The following is a 24,525-nucleotide window of genomic DNA, read 5'->3' as shown; positions in this document are numbered from 1 at the left end:
CGCGCTCACGAACCCTGCGGCTGGCGGGCGCCGTTGGTGTCGAGGCGGGGTCCCTTGGCGAGCAGTTCGGACCAGTCGGCGGGCACCTTGGCGGGCCGGACGTTCTCGTAGCCGAGCTTGACCTGGGCCTCGCTGGGCTCGGGGGTGCCGTCGGAGGACTTCTTGGCCTGCGCGCCGATGTCGGAGGTGCGGCTGTCGCTGTCTCCGTTGTTCTGGACGGCGTAGCGCAGGCCGGTGTCCGTGACCAGGAAGAGGCCGCCCGCGGTGGTCGCGGTGCCCTGGCTCTGGGTGTAGAGCAGCCCGGTGCCGGGGGTGACGTAGGTGCTGGTGCCGTCGGCCGTGATCTCGGCCGGGTAGTCCTTGCCGGCCCAGGTGCTCAGGGTGGTGGTGTTGTCGCCGGAGACCTCGCGGAGCACGCTGCACACGGTGTCGCGGCCGGAACCGGAGTCGACCGCGTTGACCCGAACGGCCTGCTGCTGGGGCCAGTCGGCGGGCTGTCCGGCGAAGGGGGTGGGGTCGGCGGTGAAGTCCTGGAGCCCGACGCTGCGGGCCTGGCTGTTCATATTGAGCTTGCCGGTCTGGGGCGAGGTGATGAGCAGCCAGGCGGTGAAGTCGCTGACGGGCTGCACCTTGCCGGGCAGCACGACGTAGTGCTTGGTGCCCTCGCCGGTCTCGGTCCGCAGGACCATGCCGACCCTGTTCTCCTCGGGGGAGAGCTGGCCGGGCACCCCGGCGGGGGCGCCCACGTTCGCGGGCAGCCGCGGGAAGCGGATGGGGGCGCCCTGGTGCAGGGTGGCGAGCCATTCCTTGGTGACCGTCTGGGGCTGCCGGGTGCCGACGAGGGCATTGGTCAGCAGGTCGTTCTCCGTGCCGGTGAGGGCGTAGGCGGTGCCGTGGGCGTCGACGAGGTAGCGGGCGCCGGTGCGGGTCTTGACGTAGAGGACGTCACCGCCGTGGAGGCGGCCGGCGCCGTCGGTTCTGGGAGCGTCCCGCGCGGCGAGGACGAAGGTGGCCTGCTGGACGGTCTCGCCCTTGCCGCCCGGCTGTTCGCACACGGCCCAGCGTTTGGCGGTGCCCGCGTCGTCGGCGGCGGGGAGCCGGTCGGGGGCGTAGGGGATGCCGAGGATGGGGCCGCGCGACAGCTTGCCGGAGTCGAGGATCTTGTCGCTGACCTGGATGACCTGGTAGCCGGCGTCGTTCATCAGCAGGCGGGCGGAGGCGAGGTTGAGCACCGGGTGCAGGCGGGTGGTCCTGCCCGTCTTGAGCACGACGTACCGGGTGGTGGACTGCTTGCCGACGATGACGCGGGTGCCGGGCTCGTCCCAGCCGGAAGGGGCGGTGGGCTGGAACATGCCCCAGGCGCCGAACACGGCCAGCGTCAGCGCGCCCGCCACCAGGGTCGGTACGACGGCACGCAGCGGCTTGGGGGCGCCTTCCTCGGTCCCGGACGGCGACGGCTGGAGGAAGGCCGCGAGGGTGCGCCTCTTCGCAAACGTGTAGGCGTTGAGTTCATCCCGCCGTGATGCCATAAGTGCCTGCTTCTCCCCGTTGTCGCAGTGGCGGGCACCGGTCCCGCGTCGCGATGTCAGACCGGCCCTCTACTATGCATGGTGACCGCCGGTGCTGGTGGAGCGGGTAGGGTACCGGGGCCTTCGAGGGGCCCGAATGGGATGCCGGGGCCTGTGAGTTGTGAGTGATACGGGGGGATTCGGTGATGGCTTCCGTTACGCGGTCGCGCTTGCGGGGCCGGGCGCGGGCCGAAGAGCCTCGCGCGCCCGGGCCGGAGTCCGGCGGCGCCCCGGCTGGCACGCCGACGTCAGCCACCCCTTCCGGGACCCACTTCCGTACGACGGGTGGGCAGGTCGGATCGTTTCGCCTGCAACGGCTCGTACTGCTGGAGCTGGCCGTCGCCGTGCTGGTCGTCGGCTGGGTGATGTCCCCGTTCGCGCTGATGCCCGCGGGGCTGGTCGCGCTGGCGCTGGTGCTGCTGGCAGTGGTGCGCCGCCGAGGCCGCACGCTGCCCGAATGGCTGCTCACGGCACGGGCGTTGAGGGCGCGTCAACAACGCGCCCGGAACACACCCGTACCGCCGGGCACGGAGCCCGCGCTGGTGCCCGCGCTCGAGTGCGAGCCCGCGCTGCGGACCTACTCGTACGGGGGACGCGACCGGCGCCCGGTCGGCATGGTGGGTGACGGCACGTTCCTCACCGCCGTGCTCCAGGTGGAGGCGGACGCGACGGCACTGCGCGCCGACCGCAACCGCCAGCCGCTCCCCCTCGCCCTGGTGCGGGACGCCCTGGAGGTCGACGGCATCCGGCTGGAGTCCGCCCAGGTGGTGCTGCACACCCAGCCCGCGCCCGCGCTGCACCTCCCCCAGCAGTCGGTCGCCGTCGCCAACTACCTGCCGCTGCAGGAGCAGACGGGCGCTCCGGCCGTCCGGATCACCTGGATCGCGCTGAAGCTCGACCCCGAGCTGTGCGCGGAGGCCGTGGCCGCGCGCGGGGGCGGGCTCGCGGGGGCGCAGAAGTGCGTGGCGCGGGTCGCGGACCATCTGGCGAGCCGGCTGACGGGCGCGGGCATGCGGGCGACCATCCTCGACGAGGAGGAGCTGATCGGCGCGCTCGCCACCTCCGCCTGCGCCAACCCGCTGGTCACGGCCGAGGCCGGGCGTGATGAGCGGCGCGAGCGGCGCACCGAGGAGTCCGGGCGCGGCTGGCGCTGCGACAACCGCCGGCACACCACGTACTGGATACGGCGCTGGCCCCGGCTGGGCGGTGAACGGGGCGAGACGCTGCCGCAGTTCGTCGCCCTGGTGACGGCGACCCCGGCGCTTGCCACCACGTTCAGCCTCACGCTCGCCCGGGCGGAGCGGCAGGAGGTCGCGCTGACCGGTCATCTGCGGGTGACGGGACGCGGCGACGACGAACTCGTGGCCGCGCGCCGCTCGTTGGAGGGCGCGGCCCGGCACGCCGGGGCAGGTCTCGCCCGGCTGGACCGTGAGCAACTGCCCGGCATGCTGGCCACGTTGCCGCTGGGAGGCGCGCGATGACGAGCACACGGGCGACCACCGCCCCGGAAGCGCCCACGCGCGCGGGGTCCGGGCTGCGCCGGGCCGGGGAGCGGCTGCGGCAGGGGTTCGGGCTGCTCGGCCCCCGGCACGGCCGGCACCTCCTGCCCGCCGCCGAACTGGACGCGCTCGCGCTGCCCATCGGGGACGACGGAGTGGTGGCGGGTGTGGACACCGAGGGGCGCCCGGCGGTGCTGGGCGTCAACCGGCCGACTCCGTACGACGTGGTGCTGATCGGCGGCCTGTGGACGGCGCAGGTGCTGGCGCTGCGCACGGCGGCCACGGGCGCGCGGGTCGCGGTGGAGACCGGCCGGCCGCAGGCGTGGATGCAGATGGTGCACGCCATGGGCGGCGGTCAGAACGGCCTCTCGGTGTACGAGGTGGGCCGGGTGCCTCCGCAGGGCGCGTCCGCGGGCACGCCGGTGCTGGTGGTGCGGGACTGCGGGATGCGGCCGCCGCGCGGACGGGTGGCGGCGGGGCCCTGGCAGTCGGTGGTGACGCTGCTGCCGTATCTCTCCCCGGTCGCACCCCGGTTGCTGCGTCAGGCGCGGCTCACCGGGATCCAGCGGGTCTCGCCGGACGAGGCGGCCGAACTGGGGCGCACGATGGGGCTGTCGCGGACCGAGGTCGAATCGCTGCCGGGGCTGCCCGACGGGGTCACCCTGTGGTGCACCGACCGGGACCGGCAGTACGTGCTGACGCAGCCCACCGACGCCGAGGTCGGACTGCTGGGCAACCCGCGCCGGATGGACTGAACCGACCTCTCCCGCCCGCTTTGTTCGTGTTGTGAGCGTTCGGGGTGTGAACCGGGCCTGCCGGGGTGGGGCTCGTGGTGATTAGGCTGGGAGCGGGCGCGATGCCGAAACCTGTGGACGGGCGCCGTCCCTGGGGGGAGCACCGGTGGACCGGACCGTCGAGGGCCCGGTCGCCCCGGCACGCGATGAAAGTGCTCGACCACACCAGGAGGAACTGTGAGCAGCGATCGGGACGGTATGCGCGGGGGCTGGGCCACACCCGACGACGACCAGCCCGACGCGGAGTCGGCCGTCGAGAACACGGGCGAGTTCACCATCGACTACGCGCCGCCCGCCTGGTACACGCAGAACGCGTCGTCCTCCGGCGGTTCGGCGGGTGACGGTACGCGTGGTTCCGGTGCGGCCGGTGCGGCGCCGGTACCGCCGTTCCCGTCGACGCCGCCGGCGCCCGGTGGGCCGTTCGCGCCGCCCGCCCCGGCGTCAGGGCCCGGTGCGCCGCACACCCCGCCGGCGCCGCCCGTGCCGCCGACCGGTAACCCGGTTCCGGTGGCGCCGCTGCCCGCGGGGTTCGAGGCGCAGCAGACCGAGAGTGCTTCGACGCCCGCTGAGCCGGGCCCCGAGCCGGAGAACGGGGACTTGGAGAGCGGCGCCACCATGCGTTTTTCCGCCGGCGCGCTGAAGCGGGAGATCGCGGAGCGCGAGGCGGCGGCCGCGGCTTCGGGCTCCGGCGACGAGCACGCCGAGGACACGGAGGGTTCGCAGGCCGCCGACGCGGCAGAGGACGGCGACGACCGGCCGAGCGTCGCCGCAGCCGAGCCGGAAGCCGCAGCCGCAGCCGCAGCCGAGGACAACGCGGCTGCGGGGGAGGCGGAGTCCCCCGAGGATCACCTCGACGAGCCTGCCGATGACGCCGCCGAGCAGGACGCCGCCGAGGACTCCGCACCGGAGGGCGATGCCTATGCGACCGAAGCCCCGGAAGCCGAAAGCGAGAGCGAGGAAGCCCCGGAAGCCCGGGTCGCCGAAGCGCTCGCCGCCGAGGCCCCCGCCGCTGAGGCCCCCGCCGCCTGGGCTCCCCCGCCCGCCCCGCAGCAGGGCGTCCCCCCGCTGCCCCCGTCGTACCAGCCCGCCGCCCCGGCCCCGGCGGCACAGTGGCCCGCGCAGGCCGGCCCGATGCCGGGCACGCCGCCGCACGCACCGACGCCCCCGCAGCAGCCGCCCGCCCCGCCGCAGCCCGCCCCGGCCGCGTGGGATCAGTCGGCCCCCAACCAGCCCACCCCTCCCCCCGGTTACGGCTTCCCGCCCCAGCAGAGCGCTCCGCAGCCGCCCCCTCCCCCGGCACCGGCACCGGCACCGGCACCGGGCTACGGCTTCCCCGCGCAGCCCAACTCCCCTGCTCCGCAACCCGGTTACGGCTTCCCCCAGCAACAGGGCGCGCCCCAGCAGCATCCGACGGCACCCACCCCGCCGCCCGGCCAAGCCTTCCCCCGCCAGCAGACCGCCTCCCCCCAGCCCCCCAGCCCGCCTGCTCCGCCCGCCGGTTACGGCTTCCCGCAGCAGGGCGCCCCCCAACAGCCCCCGGCCGCCCCCACCCCGCCCCCCGGTTACGGCTTCCCCCAGCAGCAGACCGACTCCCCGCAGCCGGGCCCCCCTGCACCGCAGCCCGGTTACGGCTTCCCGCAGGGGCCCGAGGGCCAGCCGCCCGCAGACCCCCGCGCGGGTGCCGCGTGGCCGCAGCCCGTCCAGCACGACCAGCGGCAGCCCACGCATCCGGGAGCCGCGCCGCTCGGTTACACCGCGGCCGTGGAGCTGTCCTCCGACCGTCTGCTGAACAACAAGCGGCAGAAGACGCGCAGCGGGCGCCCCGCGGCGGCCGCGTCCCGGTTCAAGCTGGGCGGCAAGAAGGAGGAGGCGGAGCGGCAGCGCAAGCTGGAGCTGATCCGCACCCCGGTGCTGTCCTGCTACCGGATAGCGGTGATCAGCCTCAAGGGCGGAGTCGGCAAGACGACCACGACCACCGCGCTGGGCTCCACCCTGGCCTCGGAGCGGCAGGACAAGATCCTCGCCATCGACGCCAACCCGGACGCGGGCACCCTCGGCCGCCGCGTGCGCCGGGAGACCGGCGCGACCATCCGTGACCTGGTGCAGGCGATCCCGCATCTGCACTCGTACATGGACATCCGCCGGTTCACCTCGCAGGCGCCCTCCGGTCTGGAGATCATCGCCAACGACGTGGACCCGGCCGTGTCGACCACGTTCAACGACGAGGACTACCGGCGCGCGATCGACGTGCTCGGCCGCCAGTACCCAATCATCCTGACCGACTCCGGCACCGGTCTGCTCTACAGCGCGATGCGCGGGGTGCTGGACCTCGCCGACCAGCTCATCATCATCTCCACGCCCTCCGTGGACGGCGCGAGCAGCGCCAGCACCACGCTGGACTGGCTGTCCGCGCACGGCTATGCCGACCTGGTCTCCCGTTCGATCACCGTCATCTCCGGGGTCCGCGAGACCGGCAAGATGATCAAGGTCGACGACATAGTGGCGCACTTCGAGACGCGCTGCCGGGGGGTGGTGGTGGTGCCGTTCGACGAGCATCTGTCGGCGGGTGCCGAGGTCAATCTCGACATGATGCGGCCGAAGGTGCGCGAGGCGTACTTCACGCTCGCGGCGATGGTCGCCGAGGACTTCGTACGGCACCAGCAGGCGCACGGGCTGTGGACCAGGGACGGGAACCCGCCGCCGGTCGCCGCGCCGCCGATGCCGGGACAGCAGGCTCCCGGCCAGCCCTATCCGCAGCAGCCCCAGCAGCCCCAGCCGTTCGTGCCGGGCCAGCAGCAGTACCCGTACCCGCCGCAACAGCAGCAGCCGGGTCACCCGTACCCCCCGCACCCCGGCCCGCAGCAGTACCCGTACCCCGGCCCGCCCCAGGGCCGGCCCCCTCAGGCGCCGCCGCCCCAGGCGCCGCCGCAGCAGTAGCCGGAGACGGCGAAGGGCGGCCGGTGCTCGGCACCGGCCGCCCTCTCACGCCCCCGGGCTCTACGCGTCCGCGGCCACGATCTCCCGGCACCGCTCCACGTCCGCGCCCATCTGGACCAGCAGGTCGTCCAGCGAGTCGAACTTCGCCTGGCCGCGCACATAGGCGAGGAACTCGACGGCGACATGCATCCCGTACAGGTCGAGGCCGACGCGGTCGATGGCGTACGCCTCCACCGTGCGCTCGGTGCCGTCGAACTGCGGGTTGGTGCCGACCGAGATCGCGGCCGGCATCGTCTCGCCCTGGGCGTAGAGGTAACCGGCGTAGACGCCGTCGGCGGGGATCGCGGTGTGCGGCAGGGTCTCCACGTTGGCGGTGGGGAAGCCGAGTCCGCGGCCGCGCTGGGCGCCCCGGACCACGATGCCCTCCACCCGGTGCGGGCGGCCCAGGATCTCGCGGGCCCCGGCGACATCGCCCTCGGCGATCAGGTTGCGGGTCAGCGTGGACGAGAACGGCTTGCCGCCGCCCGCCTCCCCGGTGACGTACAGGTCGACGATCTCCACCTCGAAGTCGTAGACCCGGCCCTGCTCGGCGAGGAAGTCCACGGTGCCCGCCGCGCGGTGCCCGAAGCGGAAGTTCGGGCCCTCCACGACGGCCTTGGCGTGCAGCTTGTCGACCAGGACCTTCACGACGAAGTCGGCCGGGGAGAGCTGGGAGAACTCAGGTGTGAAGGGCAGCACGAGCACCGCGTCCACACCGAGGTCCGCCATCAGTTCGCAGCGGCGCGGGTGCGGGGCGAGCAGCGGGGGGTGGCTGCCGGGCCGTACGACTTCGCTGGGGTGCGGGTCGAAGGTGACCACGACGGCCGGGACGCCCAGCTTGCGGGCGCGGTCGACGGCGTGCTCGATGATCAACTGGTGGCCGCGGTGGACACCGTCGTACGACCCGATGGTGACGACGCTGCGCCCCCAGTCCTGGGGGATGTCCTCCAAGCCACGCCAGCGCTGCACTGTGACCGCTCCTCGAACCCGTGTCCGTGTCTGACTCTTGTGCAGGTCCAAGAGTGCCATGCCGGGTCACCGGGCTCCGCATCGGTACGCCCCCTGTGACCGGGCGCACGCCGAAAACCCCTGCTCACGCGGGTACGGGTGTCCCGGCACGCTCCTCGATCGCGCGCCGGACACCGGGGCCGACGACGGCGGCCCACTCCTGCGGCGCCTCCGTCAGCCAGCGGGCGAGCCGGGCGCCGAAGCCGGGCAGCTCGCGGACGAGGCAGCTCAGCCGGTGGTCGCCGCCTTCGGGGGTACGGCCGAGGAGCCGGACGGTGCGGTGGACGAGCCCCCGCGCCTCCTCCGCCGCCGGCCCCTCCCCGTCACTGTCCACGAGGGTGGCGGCCGCGCGCAGGACCGCGACCAGCACCTCGGGGTCCCGTTCGTGGGCGAGCAGCCGGTCCAGGAGTTCACGGCGCAGCGGGGTGGTGGCCGGGGTGCCGGGGGCGACGAGGACGGCGGCCAGGGCGGCGCGGGCGGCCTCGAAGCCCTTGCCGAGCAGCCCGGTGAGCAGCGGCAGCAGCTCGGTGCGGGCGGTGGGGCCGTGGCTCAGGCGGCGGTCGACGTACTCGGCGACGCAGGGAGCCGCCTCCGCGCGGGGCGCGACCGTCTCCCGGACCAGAGCGGCGATACGGCGGGCGAGCGCCGGGTCGGTGACTTCGGCGAGCGCGCGCAGGGGGGCGGCGGGGTCGGAGCCGCCGCGCAGCCGGACGCGGAAGGCGTCGAGCACGGTGTCGGGGTGGGTGGCCAGGGCCGGGAGGAGCGCGGTGGGCGGCAGCCCGCGGTCGGCGGCCGTGAAGTGGCGCAGCGCCCTCGGCAGATGCTGGTCGCGGCTGACCGGGTCGACGACCAGCAGGGCCAGCGCGCCGCCGTGCAGGGCGCGGTCGGCGGGACGGGCCAGCAGGGCGTGGGCGGCGCGGCGCAGCAGGGTGTGGTCGGCGGTCGTGCCGGTATGGGGCGCGGTGCGGCGGGCGAGGACCAGGGCGGTGGCCCGGCGGCCGGGGTCCTCGTCCCTCGCCCAGCGCTCGACGGCACGGCAGGCGGCGGAGGGTTCGTCCTCGGCGAGGACGGCGAGGAGTTCGACGGCTCTGCGGTGACCGCTGTCGATCAGGGCCTCGGTGAGGTGGTCGAGCGCGCCGTGGCGATGGGTGTGCAGGAGGGCCTGGGCGGCGGTGGCCACGGTGGCGTGCGGGGTGGCGGGCAGCGGGCGCTCGTCCTCGAACCAGCGGGTGAGGTGCGGCTGCCCCGCGGCCGGGTCGGCGGCGAGCAGCCGGGCCGCCGCGTCCAGATACCGCTCCCCCACCCCCTCCGCCACCGCCGGGTCGGCCGGCACCAGCCGCCGCAGCAGGGCGAACCGCTCGGCGTCGGGCAGCGTGAGCGCGGTCCAGAAGGCGGGCCCGAAGTCCGCGGGCACCGCCTGCCCCGCACGCCGCCAGGCCACGATCCGGTCGGCCAGGAAGCGCAGCTCCTCCCGGTAGGGCAGCGCGTCCGGGGTGCGCAGCAGGGTCCGGGAAAGCAGCCGGGCGGCCCACCAGGACCCGGGGTCGAGATCCAGGGCGTCGGCCAGCTCCCGCAGCCGGAAGGCGAGTCGACGAGGTCCCTGACGGCGCCCGAGGAGCAGCAGGGCTTGGACCACGGGCCCGATCCGGTGGTGCGGCACCGGCATCACCCCGGCCGGCCGCTCGGCGCGCGGGCGGTGGACCAGGACGTGCAGCGCCTCGTCCAGGTCGAGGTGCGTACCCTGCACCCAGTCCGCGAACTCCTCGTGCGCGAACCGGTATCCGCCCCCGGAGCGGACCAGCAGCCCCTCGTCCAGCACGGCCGACGCCCACCCGGTGCCCCCGCCGAGCCGGGCCGGGGCGCGCCCGGGCGGGAAGACAGCCGCGAAGCTCTCCCGGTCCAGCATGCCCCGCCCGTGCCCGAGCGCACGCCGGGCGGCCTCGTGCACCTGCCCGGCGACCCGGGTGGCGAGGCGTCGTACGGCGGTGTCGCCGAACCCGTTGGCGGCGGCGATCCGCTCCGCGATGCGGAGGCACGCCAGGTCGAGGTGGGCGGCGAAGACGTCGTGCCGGTCCAGCGGGCGCGAGGGCGCGTCGACCGGGAGCTCGGACAGCAGGCGCAGGGCGAGCGGGTGCCGCGCGTCGGCGTCGGAGAGGGCGCCCCCGGGGACGCCGTACCGGGAGCGGGCGGTACGGGCCTCCTGGCGGGTGAGCCCGGTCAGGCGCAGGCGCGCGGGGAACTCCTCGGCGACGGTCTCCCAGAACTCCTCCCCGCAGGCCAGCACCAGCCGGGTCCCGGTGGTGCGCAGCCACGCGACCGTCTTCCTGGCCCAGTCGGGCAGCAGGGCGGGCGGCATCTCCTCGGGGGCGTCGAGACAGAGCAGCAGGGGGCGCCCCTCGCGCGCGGCGAGCGCGGCCAGCGGTTCGGGGTCGAGGTCACCGAGGTCGGCGGGGCGGGCCGGTCCGGATGCGGCGGCCACGGGGGCGGCCCGCTCCAGGGCGCGGCGGACGGCGTCGGCCACGGAGTCGTCGGTGTCCCTCAGGTCGGCCCCGCGCAGCCACAGCGTGGGAGCCGGGGCCTCGCTCTGCCGGCGCCGTGCGGCGAGTGCCGCCAGCTCGGTCGTACGGCCACTGCCGGGGTCACCGGTGAGCGCGAGCACGGCGTGCGGACCCGCCATGAAGTCGGCCAGCTCCCCCGCCACCGAAGCCCGTTCGACGATCCCGGGCAGCCCGGTGAGGGTGCCGGGCGGGCCGTCCTGGCTGACGGAGGCGGCACAGAGCTGGAGGACCCCGGCGAGGTTGAGGTCGGTGCCGTAGGCCGGGACGGTGGTCGCGTTGCGGGCGAGCAGCGCGGTGAGCGCGGGGTCCGTCTCGTCGGCGGGGCGTACGGGAGCGGCGAAGGCAGAGTCCCGGCCGGCGGAGCGCAGAGAGGCGCCGAGGACGCCGAGGACCGCGCCGGTACGGGCGTCGAGCACGGGGCCACCGGTGGTGCCTCCGCCCGGCCGGAGCGCGTCGCGGGCGGCGGTGCCGAGCGCGAGTTCCAGCGCGTCGTCCAGCACCTGGTGACGGTCCCCGACGGGACAGGCGGCCGGGGCGGCGGTGAGCACCCGCGCCTCGCGCCAGCCGCCGGCGGCGATCCGTACGTAGGTGCCCGCCTCGATCCGGTCGCGCACGGTCAGCGGCAGCGGGGCGACGCCCAGGTTCTCGGTACGGACGAGCGCGAGCCCGTGGCGCGGCAGCGGCACGACGGCCTCGGCGTCGACCACGCGCGTGCGGTCGCCGGCGGCGTGCAGCACGAGCCGGCCCGCGCCCTCGACGGCCTCGTGGCTGGTGAGCAGGGTGCCGTGGTGGTCGGCGAGGAAGCCGACGCCGCGCAGACGCCCGGAGTGGTCGCGGATCTCCACCAGGGCGTCCGCGCGATCACCCAAGCCGCCGCTCCCCGTTCGCGGCCCCTCTCCCGCCATCGTCCTGCCTCCCCAGCCGTGCACCCGCGTCTCACCTCGACGGTAGGCGCGCGATGATCACCGGAACAGGGCGTGGAGAGAAAGCGCCCCCTTCCGCTCCCCCGGTTCACTCCGAGCGCCCGGCCGGACGGGTGAATCGGCGGTGCGGAATGGATAGACGTCAGGGGTGGGGGAACCGAGGGGGGACCGTGGAGCGGCGGATGTGGCATGTACCCCGTGACCGCCGCTCCACGGGCACAAGACCCGCTCAGCCGAAGACGGCGAGGCTCTTGGCCTTGCCCTTCTGCTCCTCCACCAGCGCGAGGAAGCGGCCCTCGGGGTCGAACACCGCGACGGGACCGGCGCCCGCGTACACCTCGGGCATCTCCAGCCGCACGCCGTTGAGCAGCAGCCTGCCCCGCTTGGCGTCCACGTCCCAGCGCGGGAAGGCGGCGGAGGCGGCCTCCGCGACCGGCATCACGGTCAGCTCCGCCTGGAGCTGGTCCAGGGTCCGCGCGGAGTCCAGCTTGTACGGGCCGACCCGCGTCCGGCGCAGCGCCGTGAGGTGGCCGCCGACGCCCAGGTCGGCGCCCAGGTCGCGGGCGAGGGCGCGGATGTAGGTGCCGGAGGAGCACACCACGGAGACGACCAGGTCGAGCACGGGGGTGCCGTCCTCGGCGACCGCGTCCCGGACGTCGTACACCGTGAAGGAGGAGACGGTCACCGGGCGGGCCGGGATCTCGAAGTCCTCGCCCTCACGGGCCCGCTTGTAGGAACGCACCCCGTCGATCTTGATGGCGCTGACCTTGGACGGCACCTGCATGATGTCGCCGCTGAGCTTGGCGATCCCGGCGTCGATCGCCTCGCGGGTCACCTTGGACGCGTCCGTGGAGGAGGAGATCTCCCCCTCGGCGTCGTCGGTGAGGGTGTTCTGGCCGAGCCGGACGGTGCCCAGGTACTCCTTCTCGGTCAGGGCGAGGTGCCCGAGGAGCTTGGTGGCGCGCTCCAGACCGAGGACGAGGACACCGGTGGCCATGGGGTCGAGGGTGCCGGCGTGGCCGACGCGGCGGGTCCGGGCGATCCCGCGCATCTTGGCGACCACGTCGTGCGAGGTGAAGCCCGACGGCTTGTCCACGATGACAAGGCCGTCGGGCGGGGTGGGCTTGGCTGTCATTCTGCGGCGTCGTCCGTCTCGTCGTCGGACTCCGGCTTGCGGTACGGGTCCGCGCCACCGGCGTACGCGGCACCCGAGGACGCCTCGCGCACCTGGGCGTCGGACTGCCGGGCCCGGTCGAGGAGGTCCTCGATGTTGCGGGCCGTGTCCGGCAGGGCGTCCGCGACGAAGGTCAGGGTCGGCGTGAACTTCACCCCGGCCGCGCGGCCGACCTCGGAGCGCAGGATGCCCTTGGCGCTCTCCAGGCCGGCGGCGACGGCCTGCCGCTGCTCGTCGTCGCCGTAGACCGTGTAGAAGACGGTCGCCTCTCGCAGGTCACCCGTGACCCGCGTGTCCGTGATGGTGACGTGCGAGCCGAGCCGCGGGTCCTTGATCCCACGCTGCAGCTTCTGGGCCACCACCTCCCGGATGAGGTCCGCCAGCCTTTTCGCCCGAGCGTTGTCGGCCACTGGTCCGTCTCCCGTTCTTTCTTCTTCTTCGCGTTTCTTCGGTCAGTCGTCGTCGCCGTGGAAGCGCCGTCGCACGGACAGCAGCTCCACTTCGGGGCGGGCGGCGACCAGCCGTTCGCACTGGTCCAGTACGTCGGTGAGGTGCGCCGCGTCGCCGGACACCGTGGCGAGGCCGATGAGCGCTCGCCGGTGCAGGTCCATGTGGTCCACCTCGGCCGCGCTCACGGAGTACTTCCGCTGGAGTTCGGCGACGATCGGGCGGACGACGGAGCGCTTCTCCTTCAGCGAGTGGACGTCGCCGAGGAGGAGGTCGAAGGACAGAGTCCCCACGTACATGTGAAACCGGTTAACCCGCCGGTCCGGGATCGGTGGTTCTAAGCACCGTACCCCGTACGAGCTGCCCGCTCGACAGGGTTTCCGCCGCAACCTGGGGGCTCCGCCCCCAGACCCCCGTTTCCCACCCGGCCACCCGTCTCGGTCGGCTTCACAACCAACAGTTCCGGGTGGTGGGTGGGCATAGGCCGGGGGTCTGGGGGCGGAGCCCCCAGGGACGGCGCGTCGGCCGACGGGTACAGGACCCGTCGGCCGACGCACAGCGCAGCGTTACGCTCGCGGCTTCTCGCGCATCTCGTACGTCGCGATGACGTCGTCGACCTTGATGTCGTTGAAGTTTCCGAGGTTGATACCACCCTCGAAGCCTTCGCGGATCTCGGTGACGTCGTCCTTGAAGCGACGCAGACCGGAGATGTTGAGGTTCTCCGCGATGACCTTGCCGTCGCGGAGGAGGCGCGCCTTGGTGTTGCGCCTGACCTCGCCCGACCGGACCAGGACACCGGCGATGTTGCCCAGCTTGGACGACTTGAAGACCTCGCGGATCTCCGCCGTGCCGAGCTCGACCTCCTCGTACTCCGGCTTGAGCATGCCCTTGAGGGCCGCCTCGATCTCCTCGATGGCCTGGTAGATCACCGAGTAGTACCGGACGTCGACACCCTCGCGCTCCGCCATCTGCGCCGCGCGGCCCGCGGCGCGGACGTTGAAGCCGATGACGATGGCGTCGGAGCCGGTCGCCAGGTTGATGTCGGACTCGGTGACCGCACCCACACCGCGGTGCAGGATGCGGATGTCGACCTCTTCGCCGACGTCGAGCTGGAGCAGCGAGGACTCGAGAGCCTCCACCGAACCGGACGCGTCGCCCTTGATGATGAGGTTGAGTTCCTGCACCAGACCGGCCTTGAGGGCCTCGTCCAGGTTCTCCAGGGAGAACCGGACACCGCGCCGCGCGAAGTTGGCGTTGCGCTCGCGCGCCGCCCGCTTCTCCGCGATCTGACGGGCCGTACGGTCCTCGTCGACGACCAGGAAGTTGTCGCCGGCGCCCGGGACGTTGGTGAGACCGAGGACGAGGACCGGGGTCGAGGGACCCGCCTCTTCCACGTTCTCGCCCTTGTCGTCGAGCATCGCGCGGACACGGCCGTACGCGTCGCCGACCACCATGGTGTCGCCGACCCGCAGGGTGCCTCGCTGGACCAGGACGGTCGCGACGGCACCACGGCCGCGGTCGAGGTGGGACTCGATCGCGATGCCCTGCGCGTCCTGGTCCGGGTTGGCCCGCAGGTCGAGCGAGGCGTCCGCGGTCAGGACCACGGCCTCGAGCAGGCTCTCGATGTTGAGGCCCTGCTTGGCGGAGATGTCGACGAACATGGTGTCGCCGCCGTACTCCTCGGCCACCAGACCGTACTCGGTCAGCTGACCGCGCACCTTGGTCGGGTCGGCGCCCTCGACGTCGATCTTGTTGACCGCGACCACGATCGGCACGTCGGCCGCCTTGGCGTGGTTCAGCGCCTCGACCGTCTGCGGCATGACGCCGTCGTTGGCCGCGACCACCAGGATGGCGATGTCGGTCGACTTCGCACCACGGGCACGCATGGCGGTGAACGCCTCGTGACCCGGGGTGTCGATGAAGGTGATCTTGCGCTCTTCGTCGTTGACCTCGGTCGTGACCTGGTACGCACCGATGTGCTGCGTGATACCGCCGGCCTCGCCCGCGACGACGTTCGTCTTGCGGATGGTGTCCAGCAGTCGGGTCTTACCGTGGTCGACGTGACCCATGACGGTCACGACCGGCGGACGCGCGACGAGGAACTCCTCGCCACCCTCGTCCTCGCCGAACTCGATGTCGAAGGACTCGAGCAGCTCGCGGTCCTCCTCCTCCGGGCTGACGATCTCGATGACGTAGTTCATCTCGCCGGCGAGGAGCTGCAGCGTCTCGTCGGAGACGGACTGCGTGGCAGTGACCATCTCGCCGAGGTTCATCATCACGGCGACGAGCGACGCCGGGTTGGCGTTGATCTTCTCCGCGAAGTCGGTGAGGGACGCACCGCGCGACAGGCGGACGGTCTGTCCGTTGCCGCGAGGCAGCATCACGCCGCCGACCGACGGGGCCTGCATGGCCTCGTACTCCTGGCGCCTCTGACGCTTCGACTTGCGACCGCGACGCGCGGGACCGCCGGGACGGCCGAAGGCGCCCTGCGTGCCACCACGGCCACCCGGACCACCGGGACGACCGCCGAAGCCGGGACGGCCACCGCCGCCACCGCCGGGACGGCCGGCGAAGCCGCCGCCACCGCCACCGCCACCGGGACCACCGGGACGGCCGGCGAAGCCGCCGCCACCGCCGCCACCCGGACGACCGGCGAAGCCGCCGCCGCCCGGACGACCGCCGCCGCCACCGGGACGACCACCGGCACCGGGACCGCGGCCACCGGGGCCACCGCCGCCGGGACGCGGGCCCGCGGCGGGACGCTGCGGCATCATGCCGGGGTTCGGACGCGGACCGGCCGGGCCGGGACGAGGGCCGCCCTGGGGGCGGGGCATGCCGGCGGGCGACGGACCGGGACGGCCCGGAGCCTGCGGACGAGGACCGCCGCCCTGAGCGCCCGGACCCTGCGGACGGGGACCGGCGCCGGGGGCACCGGGACCGCCGGCGGGACGGGGGCCGCCCTGCGGACGGGGCGCCTGCGGGCGCGCCATGCCGGTGGAGCCACCGGAGGTGAAGGGGTTGTTGCCCGGACGGGGACCGGCCGGACGGGCGCCGGGACGCTGACCCTGGCCACCGGGGCGCGGGGCGCCCTGGCCGGGACGCTGGCCCTGACCGCCCTGGCCGGGAGCGGCCGGACGGGCGCCACCCGGCTTGGGGGCGCCGGGACGGGCGCCGCCGGGACGCGGGGCCTGCGTGGCGGGACCCTGCGCGGCGGGGGCCTGCGGAGCCTGGGCGGCCGGCGGAGCGGTGAACTCCGGAGCGGCCGGGGCCGGGCGCGGCGCGGGCTTGGGACCCGGCACCGGACGCGGGCCGGGAGCGGCCGGCGCGGGAGCCGAGGAAGCCGCCGGGGCAGCGGGCTGCTGCGCGGCGGGCTTGGGGGCGCCCGGCTTCGGGGCAGCCGGACGGGCCGACTGCGCCGGGGAGGGCGCGCCGGGCTTGGGGGTCGCCTTGCGCGGGGCGGGCTTGCCGGCGGACTTGCCGTTGCCACCGCCCTGGAAGGCGTCGGTCAGCTTGCGTACGACAGGCGCTTCGATCGTCGAAGACGCCGAACGGACGAATTCACCGAGTTCCTGGAGCTTGGCCATGACGACCTTGCTCTCGACACCGAACTCCTTGGCGAGTTCGTATACCCGGACCTTAGCCACTTCGCTCCTTTGAGGTCCGGGTGATGCCGGACCGTCGCTAGTTCATGGGCGTACTCATCGCGTACTCATCGAGTGCTCATCGCAATCTCGACCTGCTTTCGACTCGCGAGGTACCAGGCCGCCGCGGTGTTCCGGGCGGCACTTCTTACGGTGTTGCCTGCTCGGCAACTGTCGTCTGCTCGACGTATCGGCGCAACGCGTTTGTGTCGAGCGCTCGCGGGGCGCGCAGTGCCCGCGTGAACGCCCGGCGGCGAACCGCCTGGTCCAGACAGACCGGAGCCGGGTGTACATAAGCACCCCGGCCGGGCAGCGTACCGCGAGGATCGGGGACGCAGGCGTCCTCGATCATCACGATCCGCAGTAGATCGTTCTTGGCCGCCCGCTTCCGGCACCCCACACAGGTACGTTCAGGGCGTGCTCGGGTGTGCGTCCGGCCAGACACGGTTAAGTCTACCTCCCCGTACCGACCTCACCCCTTTGGGGCAGAGATCGAACAGTTGCAGTGTGGTGAACGGTCGCGATCCGGTCGGGATCTGTCCTGATCTTTGCGGTGATCAGGGCAGGTCCCGGACCGGATCGGGTCGGCGGACGGGCCGAGCTAGTCGGTGACCTGCTCGGTGTCCGGCCGGATGTCGATGCGCCAGCCGGTGAGGCGGGCGGCGAGCCGGGCGTTCTGGCCCTCCTTGCCGATCGCCAGCGAGAGCTGGTAGTCCGGCACGGTGACCCGCGCGGAGCGGGCGGCGAGGTCCACGACCTCGACCTTGCTCACCCGAGCGGGTGAGAGGGCGTTCGCCACCATCTCGGCCGGGTCGTCCGACCAGTCGACGATGTCGATCTTCTCGCCGTTCAGCTCGCCCATCACGTTGCGCACCCGGCCGCCCATCGGGCCGATGCAGGCGCCCTTGGCGTTCAGGCCCGAACGGGTGGACCGTACGGCGATCTTGGTGCGGTGGCCGGCCTCGCGGGCGATGGCGGCGATCTCCACCGAGCCGTCCGCGATCTCCGGCACCTCCAGGGAGAAGAGCTTCTTCACCAGGTTGGGGTGGGTGCGCGAGAGGGTGACCGAGGGGCCGCGCACGCCCTTGGCGACGCGGACCACGTAGGAGCGCAGCCGCATGCCGTGCTGGTAGGTCTCGCCGGGGACCTGCTCCTGCACCGGCAGGATGGCCTCCAGCTTGCCGATGTCCACCAGCACGTTCTTCGGGTCGCGGCCCTGCTGGACCACGCCGGTGACGATGTCGCCCTCCCGGCCGGCGTACTCGCCGAGCGTGGCGTCGTCCTCCGCGTCGCGCAGCCGCTGCAGGATGACCTGCTTGGCGGTGGTGGCGGCGATCCGGCCGAACCCGGAGGGGGTGTCGTCGAACTCGCGGCGTTCCTGCCCCTCCTCGACGTCCTCCGGGTCCTCCTTGGCCCACACGGTCACGTGACCGCTCTGGCGGTTCAGCTCCACGCGCGCGTGGCGGCGGCTGCCCTCGGTGCGGTGGTACGCGATGAGGAGGGCCGACTCGATCGCCTCGACCAGCAGGTCGAAGGAGATCTCCTTCTCCCTGACCAAGCCCCGCAGGGCGCTCATGTCGATGTCCACGGCTACGCCTCCTCCTCTTCCTTCATGTCCTTCTTGTCCTTGCGGTTGAACTCGACCTGCACCCGCGCCTTGGCGATCTCCGGGAAGTCGAGCCGGCGGTGGGTGGCCTTGCGGCCCTTCACGCCGGGGACCTCCAGGTCCACGCCCTCGTGGTCCGTGCCCAGGATGCGCGCGACCACTTCGCCGCCGTCGGCGAGCTGGAACTTGACCAGCCGGTCGACGGCGCGCCGGTAGTGGCGGGGTTCGGTCAGGAGGCGCTCGGCGCCCGGGGTGCCGACCTCCAGGTCGTACGCCTGGTCGCCCATCGCGTCGGTCTCGTCGAGCTTCGCCGAGAGCGCGCGGCTCACATCGGCGATCCGGTCCAGGTCCGCTCCGGTGTCGGAGTCGACGACCACGCGCAGCACACGCTTGCGTCCGACGGAGTCGACGGCGATCTCCTCGAGATCCAGCCCCTGGGAGGTGACGAGCGGTTCGAGCAGCTCTCGCAGCCTCTCGCTCTGGGTGGTGCTCATCCGGGTGACTCCTCGGCCGCGTGTGCTGTTGTGGGATGGTCGCGTGTCTGGTCAAAGGGTATCCGGTCGCGATGGGTGTTGCCGTCCACCCTCGGCGGGCCCGCACGTCCCGCGCGTCCGTCCGGTGGGCGGTCGGGGGTGAGGAGCGGTGCCGGTGAGTGGTGCGGGGACAGGGCGCGGGTACGGTGATCACGGGCGGGCGGCCTGTTCGAAGGGCCCCGCTCTCCGGTGCCTTCCCCCGCCTCGCCCCCGCGTCTCCCCCGTCTCTCCCCGTACGAGTTCCCCGAGGACGTCTGCCGTGTCGTACTCCCCACCGCCGCGCGCCCGTTCGGGGCCGCGCAGAAGAACCCTGCTCGCCTCCCTGGCCGGTGCCACCGCCCTGCTCACGGGCTGCTCGGCCGGTTCGGGCCCCGCCGAGCGCGCGGCCTCGGCGGCCACCCGCGCCCGCGCGCGTGCGGCGCGGGACAGCGCCGATCTGCTGGCGCGCTACGACGCGGTGCTCGACGCGCACCCGGCGCTCGCCGACCGGCTGTCCCCGCTGCGGGCCGCGGTGGCCGCGCACCGGGACGCCTTCGGCGGCACGCCCGACGACAAGGCCGACAAGGTGCGGAAAGGCGCGAAGGCGGGGAAGTCGCCCTCGCCGGCGCCCACCGCGTCCGCCGACCGCAAGGAGGCGCTGACCTCGCTGGCGTCCGCCGAGCGGACCGTGGCGGACCGGCGCGCGGCGGCGCTGCTGGAGGTGCCGGGCGAGCTGGCCCGGCTGATGGCATCGGTGTCGGCGGCCGGGTCCGCGCACGCCTATCTGCTGACGGAGGCGGCGAAGTGAGCGACGGCGAGAAGACGAAGCAGGCCGAACTGACCGCCCTCCAGGCAGCGTTGGCGGCGGAACACGCGGCGGTGTACGGCTACGGGGTCGTCGGCGGCCGGATCGGCACGCCCCGGCAGGGCGAGGCACGCTCCGCGTACGACGCCCACCGCGCGGCCCGCGACACCCTGGCCCGCTCGGTCCGCGACCTGGGCGGGGAGCCCGTGGCGGCGAGCCCCGCGTACGCGCTGCCCTTCTCGGTGGCGGACTCCTCGGCCGCGCTGCGCCTCGCCGCGGAGCTGGAGGAACGTCTCGCCGGGGTCTACGCCGACCTGGTCCGTGCCTCCAGCGGCCCCCGCCGCACCACCGCCACCGCGTCCCTGCGCGAGGCCGCGGTACGCGCGGCCCGCTGGTCCGGCCACGCCCTTGCCTTCCCCGGCCTCGCGGAACGCACCGACGACACCACGGGCCGGGCCGGCGCCGCGGACACCACCCCTTCCGGGTCCCCGACGGCCTGAGCGGGCCCCTCAGCCGTTGTCCCCCCGGCCGGACCGACGGCTCTGAGGGGGTACGTGGAAGGCGTAGCCTTCCTGGGGCCTTCGGTTGTGGGGGTGCCGCAGGGAACAGCAGGCGGACGCAGGAGAAGGGGAACGACTCGCGCATGGCTTTGGAACCGCCCCGGCGACTGGTCCGGGCGAGCCGGGAGACCGCGCCGCCCGGTGACGACTGGCTGGCGGGACTGCCCGAGGCGGCCGAACGGGCCGTCGCCGGACGCGAGTTGACCGTGGACCGGGTGCAGGTGCCGGGCGGCCGGAGCAGCCTGGTGCTGCTGGTGCGGCGCGCGGACGGCAGCCCCGCCGTGCTGAAGCTGGCGCCCGCGCGGGCCCGGCCGGAGAGCGAGCGGGCCGCGCTGGCGCACTGGGGCGGCCTGGGTGCCGTACAGCTCCTGGACGGCGGGCCCGAGGACGTGGCGGAGGGTGCGCTGCTGCTGGAGCGGCTGCACCCGGACGTGTCGGTGCGCTCGCTGCCGGAGGCCAAGGCGCTGCTGGAGGCGGCCGGGACACTGCGCCGCCTCTGGGTGGACCCGCCGGCCGGCGAGGGCGCGCACCGGTTCGAGACGGTGGCCGAGCGTACGGGACGGCAGGCCGAGGCGATGGCCGCGAGCGCCCTGACGGACCCCGACTCGGCGTCCCTGGTGGACGCGGCGCTTGCGGTGCGCGAGGAACTGCTGGCCGGGGCGCCGGACCACCGGCTGCTGCACGGCACGTTCCGGCAGAGCAAGGTGCTCGGCGGGGAGCGGCTGCCGTGGCTGGCGGTGGGCCCGGACCCGGTGGTCGGCGAGTCCGCGTTCGACCTGGCGCGGCTGGTGCGGGACCGGGTGGAGGACCTGATCGCGGTGCCGTCCGGCGCGTCGGTGACCAGGCGCCGGATCAAGCGGCTCGCGGAGTCGCTGGAGGTGGACCAAGAGCGGCTGCGCGGCTGGACACTGTTCCGGGCCGTGGAGTCCGGGGTACGGGCCCGCCGGGTGGGCCGGGAGCAGGACGCGGACCTGCTGCTGGAGTTCGCCACCTGGCTGTAGCCGGACGTGAGAAGGCCCGGCCGCACCCCGCGGCCGGGCCTTCTCACGCATCCGCTCAGGCGGTGAGGCGGGCGATGGCCTCCTCGACCGTCAGCTCCTCGCGCTCGCCGGTCTTGCGGTCCTTCAGCTCCAGCACACCGTCGGCGGAGCGGCGCCCGGCGACCAGGATCTGGGGGACGCCGATCAGCTCGGCGTCGGTGAACTTCACGCCCGGCGACACCCCGGCCCGGTCGTCGACCAGGACGCGGACGCCCGCGGCGGACAGCTTCTCGGCGACGTCGAGGGCCAGCTCGGTCTGGAGCGCCTTGCCTGCGGCGACCACGTGCACGTCGGCCGGGGCGACCTCCTTGGGCCAGCACAGGCCGTGCTCGTCGGCGGTCTGCTCGGCGAGGGCGGCGACGGCGCGGGAGACGCCGATGCCGTAGGAGCCCATGGTGACGCGGACGGGCTTGCCGTTCTGGCCGAGCACGTCGAGCTTGAGGGCGTCGGCGTACTTGCGGCCGAGCTGGAAGATGTGGCCGATCTCGATGGCCCGGTCCAGCTTCAGCCCGGCGCCGCACTTGGGGCAGGGGTCGCCCTCCTGGACCACGACGACGTCCACGTACTCGTCGACCTCGAAGTCACGGCCCGCGACGACGTTCTTGGCGTGCGTGTGCTCCTTGTTGGCGCCGGTGATCCAGTCGGTGCCGGGGGCCACGCGGGGGTCGGCGATGTACTTGACCTTCTCGCCCAGGCCCTGCGGGCCGACGTAGCCGCGCACCAGGTCGGGGCGGCCGACGAAGTCCTCGGCGGTGACCAGCTCGACGGCGGCCGGGGCGAAGTGCGCCTCGACCTTGCCCAGGTCGACCTCGCGGTCGCCGGGCACGCCCACGGCGACGATCTCGCCGTCCACCTTGACCAGCAGGTTCTTCAGGGTGGCGGAGGCGGGGACGCCGAGGGAGGCGGCGAGGGTCTCGATGGTCGGGGTGTCCGGGGTGGGGATCTCCTCCAGCGCGGGCACGGCCGAGCCGTCGACGGCGGCCAGTTCGTAGTACACGGCCTCGGTGTTGGCTGCGAAGTCGCAGTTGGGGCAGTCGGCGAAGGTGTCCTCGCCGGCCTCGGCGGGGGCGAGGAACTCCTCGGACCGGGAGCCGCCCATGGCGCCCGCGGTGGCCGCGCAGATGCGGTAGTCGAGGCCGAGGCGCTCGTAGATCCGCTGGTAGGCGGCGCGGTGCAGGGCGTAGGAGGAGGCCAGGCCCTCGTCATCGGTGTCGAAGGAGTACGAGTCCTTCATCAGGAACTCGCGGCCGCGCAGGATGCCCGCGCGGGGGCGCGCCTCGTCCCGGAACTTGGACTGGATCTGGTACAGGATCACCGGCAGGTCCTTGTAGGAGGACGCCTGATCCTTCACCAGCAGGGTGAAGATCTCCTCGTGGGTGGGGCCGAGGAGGTAGTCGCCGCCCTTGCGGTCCTGGAGGCGGAACAGCTCGGCGCCGTACTCGTCCCAGCGGCCGGTGGCCTCGTAGGGCTCGCGCGGCAGCAGGACGGGGAGGACGACCTCCTGGGCTCCGATGGCGTCCATCTCCTCGCGCACGATCCGCTCGACGTTGGCGAGGACCTTGGTGCCCAGCGGCAGCCAGGACCAGATGCCGGCGGCGGTGCGGCGGACGTAACCGGCGCGGACGAGGAGCTTGTGGCTGAGGACCTCGGCGTCCGCCGGGTCGTCGCGCAGCGTCTTCGCCAACAACTTGGACATGCGCTGGACCGGTACGTTCGCCATTTTTCTCGTACTCCTGCCGGAAATGTAGGTGATGGCTAGGAGGTTAGCCGGGCCTCCCGCACGGGTGGAAATCGGTTAGGGCCTGTTTTCCGGATCTGGTCGGCTCGGGCCGACGGCGCCTTCGGGCCGACCCGAGCGGGGTCTGGTGCGTGCAGCTGCAAGGCGGAGGAGGGAGTCGACGCGGAGCGTCGACGAGTGACGACAACGCAGCAGATGTGCGTGCCAGGGCCCGCGACGCCGGCAAGATCCGGAAGACAGGCCCTAACGACGGCGCAGCGGCAGGGGGGCGCCCATGACGGCGTACGGCATGGGGGCGCTCGGGAAGTGGACCTGGCGGGCGAGGTCGGTGTAGCCGAGCGAGTGGTAGAGGCCGCGGGCGGGGCTGTCGGTGTCGATCGCGGAGAGGATCGAGCGGGGTTCGGCGGCGCTGTCGGTGATGCGGGTGATCAGGCGGCGGCCGATGCCCCGGTTCTGATGGCCGGGGTGGACGTGCAGCTCGGTGATCACGAAGGAGTCGTCGAGCCAGCCGTCGTTGCCCTCGGCGCGCAGATAGGGCTCCACGATGGTGGACCACCAGTGGGCGCGGGAGTTGGGCATCCCGTACACGAAGCCGATCAGCGCGCCCCGGCTGGTAGCGCCGAGCGCGCGGGCGCCGGGCATGCGCATGTGGCGCTGGACGATCTGGCGGCGTACGGCGATCTCGTCCGGGCCGAGGCCGAAGGCGAGGGCCTGGACGGCGAGGGCCTCGTCGACGTGGGCTTCGAGGTCCAGGGTGCCGATCACGAGGTCCATGCGGGGAGCGTACAGGGGTGGCCCGGTGGGCCCGTCAGAAGAGGATGCTCATGAACTCGCCGACCTCCTGGAACCCCACCCTGCGGTAGGTGGCGCGGGCGGCGGTGTTGAAGTCGTTGACGTAGAGGCTGGCGATCGGCGCTATGTCGGCGAGGGCGTAGCGCAGTACGGCGGCCATGCCGGGGGCGGCGAGGCCCTTGCCCCGGTACTCGGGGGCGACCCAGACGCCCTGGATCTGGCACGCCCGGGCGGTGGCGGCGCCGATCTCGGCCTTGAAGACCACCTTGCCGCTGCTGTCGAGGCGGGCGAAGGAGCGGCCGGAGCCGACGAGTTCGGCGACGCGGGCCTGGTAGAGCAGTCCGCCGTCGCCTGCCATCGGGGAGACGCCGACCTCCTCGGTGAACATGGCCACGCACGCGGGCATGATCGTGTCCATCTCGTCCTTGCGGACGCGCCGGACATAGGGGTCGGGATGTATGTCCTCGGGCATGTGGTCGGTGATCATGAGGGGCTGACGGGCGCGGATCTCGCGGGCGGGGCCCCAGTGCGGTTCCAGCAGGCGCCACAGCTCGGAGGTGGGTCCGGCGGGGCCGACGATGGAGGAGCAGCGGCGGCCGGCCCGGCGGGCGCGGTCGGCGAAGGCGCGGACGGCGCGGGGGGTGGCGCAGACGGGGACGAGGTTGGCGCCCGCGTAGCAGAGGGACGTGAGCATGCCGTCCTCGTACCAGCCCCACATCTCGCCGCCGAGGCGCCAGGGGTCGAGGCCGGCCACCTGGACACGGGCGGTCACGAAGGCGTTGGCGACGGGCTCGCGGTCGAGGACCGCGAGCGCTGCGTCGAGGTCGCTCGGTTCGAGCACCCGTGAGGTGGTCTGGGTCAACACGTGCGGGGCCTCACCCTGG

General features: G+C 73.7%; 19 protein-coding genes. 6 read left to right on the top strand and 13 right to left on the bottom strand.

Annotated elements, in window-relative coordinates; translation table 11 throughout:
- Positions 1 to 5: 5 nt before the first annotated feature.
- Positions 6 to 1,529, bottom strand: coding sequence for a type VII secretion protein EccB (gene eccB / locus E5082_RS05290; protein WP_135790058.1), 1,524 nt, complete (start codon positions 1,527 to 1,529; stop codon positions 6 to 8).
- Positions 1,530 to 1,714: 185 nt separating this feature from the next.
- Between eccB and eccE the strand changes: the two genes are divergently transcribed.
- From eccE to E5082_RS05275, 3 genes are all read left to right on the top strand, one after another.
- Complete coding sequence (eccE, locus tag E5082_RS05285) at positions 1,715 to 3,049, top strand: type VII secretion protein EccE (RefSeq protein ID WP_135790057.1); 1,335 nt, start codon at positions 1,715 to 1,717, stop codon at positions 3,047 to 3,049.
- Positions 3,046 to 3,822 (top strand): hypothetical protein, encoded by a 777-nt coding sequence (locus E5082_RS05280; RefSeq protein ID WP_086694172.1) that lies wholly within the window; start codon positions 3,046 to 3,048, stop codon positions 3,820 to 3,822. Before eccE ends, E5082_RS05280 begins: the two co-directional genes overlap by 4 nt.
- A 216-nt stretch (positions 3,823 to 4,038) precedes the next feature.
- Complete coding sequence (locus E5082_RS05275) at positions 4,039 to 6,798, top strand: SCO5717 family growth-regulating ATPase (protein WP_167513985.1); 2,760 nt, start codon at positions 4,039 to 4,041, stop codon at positions 6,796 to 6,798.
- Positions 6,799 to 6,858: 60 nt separating this feature from the next.
- Here the strand turns inward: E5082_RS05275 and E5082_RS05270 are convergent, their stop codons facing one another.
- The 9 genes from E5082_RS05270 to rimP form a co-directional block, all read right to left on the bottom strand.
- Positions 6,859 to 7,806 (bottom strand): bifunctional riboflavin kinase/FAD synthetase, encoded by a 948-nt coding sequence (locus E5082_RS05270; RefSeq protein WP_135790056.1) that lies wholly within the window; start codon positions 7,804 to 7,806, stop codon positions 6,859 to 6,861.
- A gap of 124 nt (positions 7,807 to 7,930) precedes the next feature.
- On the bottom strand, positions 7,931 to 11,308 hold the full coding sequence (locus E5082_RS05265; RefSeq protein ID WP_135790055.1) for a trypsin-like peptidase domain-containing protein: 3,378 nt from the start codon (positions 11,306 to 11,308) through the stop codon (positions 7,931 to 7,933).
- A 247-nt stretch (positions 11,309 to 11,555) separates the two neighbouring features.
- Entirely contained in the window at positions 11,556 to 12,461 is a 906-nt protein-coding gene (truB, locus tag E5082_RS05260; protein ID WP_135790054.1) for a tRNA pseudouridine(55) synthase TruB, read from the bottom strand.
- On the bottom strand, positions 12,458 to 12,910 hold the full coding sequence (rbfA, locus tag E5082_RS05255) for a 30S ribosome-binding factor RbfA (protein WP_135790053.1): 453 nt from the start codon (positions 12,908 to 12,910) through the stop codon (positions 12,458 to 12,460). The genes truB and rbfA overlap by 4 nt, the downstream gene beginning before the upstream one ends.
- A gap of 42 nt (positions 12,911 to 12,952) precedes the next feature.
- Positions 12,953 to 13,246, bottom strand: a complete 294-nt coding sequence (locus E5082_RS05250; RefSeq protein ID WP_030817206.1) for a DUF503 domain-containing protein — start codon at positions 13,244 to 13,246, stop codon at positions 12,953 to 12,955.
- Positions 13,247 to 13,513: 267 nt separating this feature from the next.
- A complete protein-coding gene (gene infB, locus E5082_RS05245; protein ID WP_135790052.1) occupies positions 13,514 to 16,591 on the bottom strand; it encodes a translation initiation factor IF-2 in 3,078 nt (1,025 codons plus the stop codon).
- Positions 16,592 to 16,736: 145 nt separating this feature from the next.
- A complete protein-coding gene (locus E5082_RS05240; protein ID WP_135790051.1) occupies positions 16,737 to 17,033 on the bottom strand; it encodes a YlxR family protein in 297 nt (98 codons plus the stop codon).
- A 156-nt stretch (positions 17,034 to 17,189) separates the two neighbouring features.
- Positions 17,190 to 18,176 (bottom strand): transcription termination factor NusA, encoded by a 987-nt coding sequence (gene nusA / locus E5082_RS05235; protein ID WP_086694547.1) that lies wholly within the window; start codon positions 18,174 to 18,176, stop codon positions 17,190 to 17,192.
- Positions 18,177 to 18,178: 2 nt separating this feature from the next.
- The gene (gene rimP / locus E5082_RS05230) at positions 18,179 to 18,688 is read right to left on the bottom strand and encodes a ribosome maturation factor RimP (protein ID WP_135790050.1); all 510 of its coding nucleotides are present in this window, start codon (positions 18,686 to 18,688) and stop codon (positions 18,179 to 18,181) included.
- Between the two features lie 298 nt (positions 18,689 to 18,986).
- On the opposite strand from rimP, the gene E5082_RS05225 reads away from it, so the two are divergent.
- The 3 genes from E5082_RS05225 (at position 18,987) to E5082_RS05215 (ending at position 21,072) form a co-directional block, all read left to right on the top strand.
- Positions 18,987 to 19,514, top strand: coding sequence for a hypothetical protein (locus E5082_RS05225; protein ID WP_135790049.1), 528 nt, complete (start codon positions 18,987 to 18,989; stop codon positions 19,512 to 19,514).
- The gene (locus E5082_RS05220; RefSeq protein ID WP_135790048.1) at positions 19,511 to 20,011 is read left to right on the top strand and encodes a ferritin-like domain-containing protein; all 501 of its coding nucleotides are present in this window, start codon (positions 19,511 to 19,513) and stop codon (positions 20,009 to 20,011) included. The genes E5082_RS05225 and E5082_RS05220 overlap by 4 nt, the downstream gene beginning before the upstream one ends.
- A gap of 143 nt (positions 20,012 to 20,154) precedes the next feature.
- Complete coding sequence (locus E5082_RS05215; protein ID WP_135790047.1) at positions 20,155 to 21,072, top strand: aminoglycoside phosphotransferase family protein; 918 nt, start codon at positions 20,155 to 20,157, stop codon at positions 21,070 to 21,072.
- Positions 21,073 to 21,127: 55 nt separating this feature from the next.
- Here E5082_RS05215 and E5082_RS05210 read toward each other — a convergent pair whose 3' ends face one another.
- The 3 genes from E5082_RS05210 to E5082_RS05200 form a co-directional block, all read right to left on the bottom strand.
- Positions 21,128 to 22,831, bottom strand: coding sequence for a proline--tRNA ligase (locus E5082_RS05210; RefSeq protein ID WP_135790046.1), 1,704 nt, complete (start codon positions 22,829 to 22,831; stop codon positions 21,128 to 21,130).
- A gap of 261 nt (positions 22,832 to 23,092) precedes the next feature.
- Positions 23,093 to 23,623, bottom strand: coding sequence for a GNAT family N-acetyltransferase (locus E5082_RS05205; RefSeq protein ID WP_135790045.1), 531 nt, complete (start codon positions 23,621 to 23,623; stop codon positions 23,093 to 23,095).
- A gap of 34 nt (positions 23,624 to 23,657) precedes the next feature.
- Positions 23,658 to 24,506 carry a GNAT family N-acetyltransferase gene (locus E5082_RS05200; RefSeq protein WP_135790044.1) on the bottom strand — a complete coding sequence of 283 codons (849 nt, stop codon included), beginning with the start codon at positions 24,504 to 24,506 and terminating at the stop codon, positions 23,658 to 23,660.
- Between the last annotated feature and the right edge of the window lie 19 nt (positions 24,507 to 24,525).

Source organism: Streptomyces griseoluteus, assembly GCF_004784465.1.
Classification (GTDB): Bacteria; Actinomycetota; Actinomycetes; order Streptomycetales; family Streptomycetaceae; genus Streptomyces; species Streptomyces griseoluteus.
This window is presented reverse-complemented; position numbering and strand designations above follow the sequence as displayed.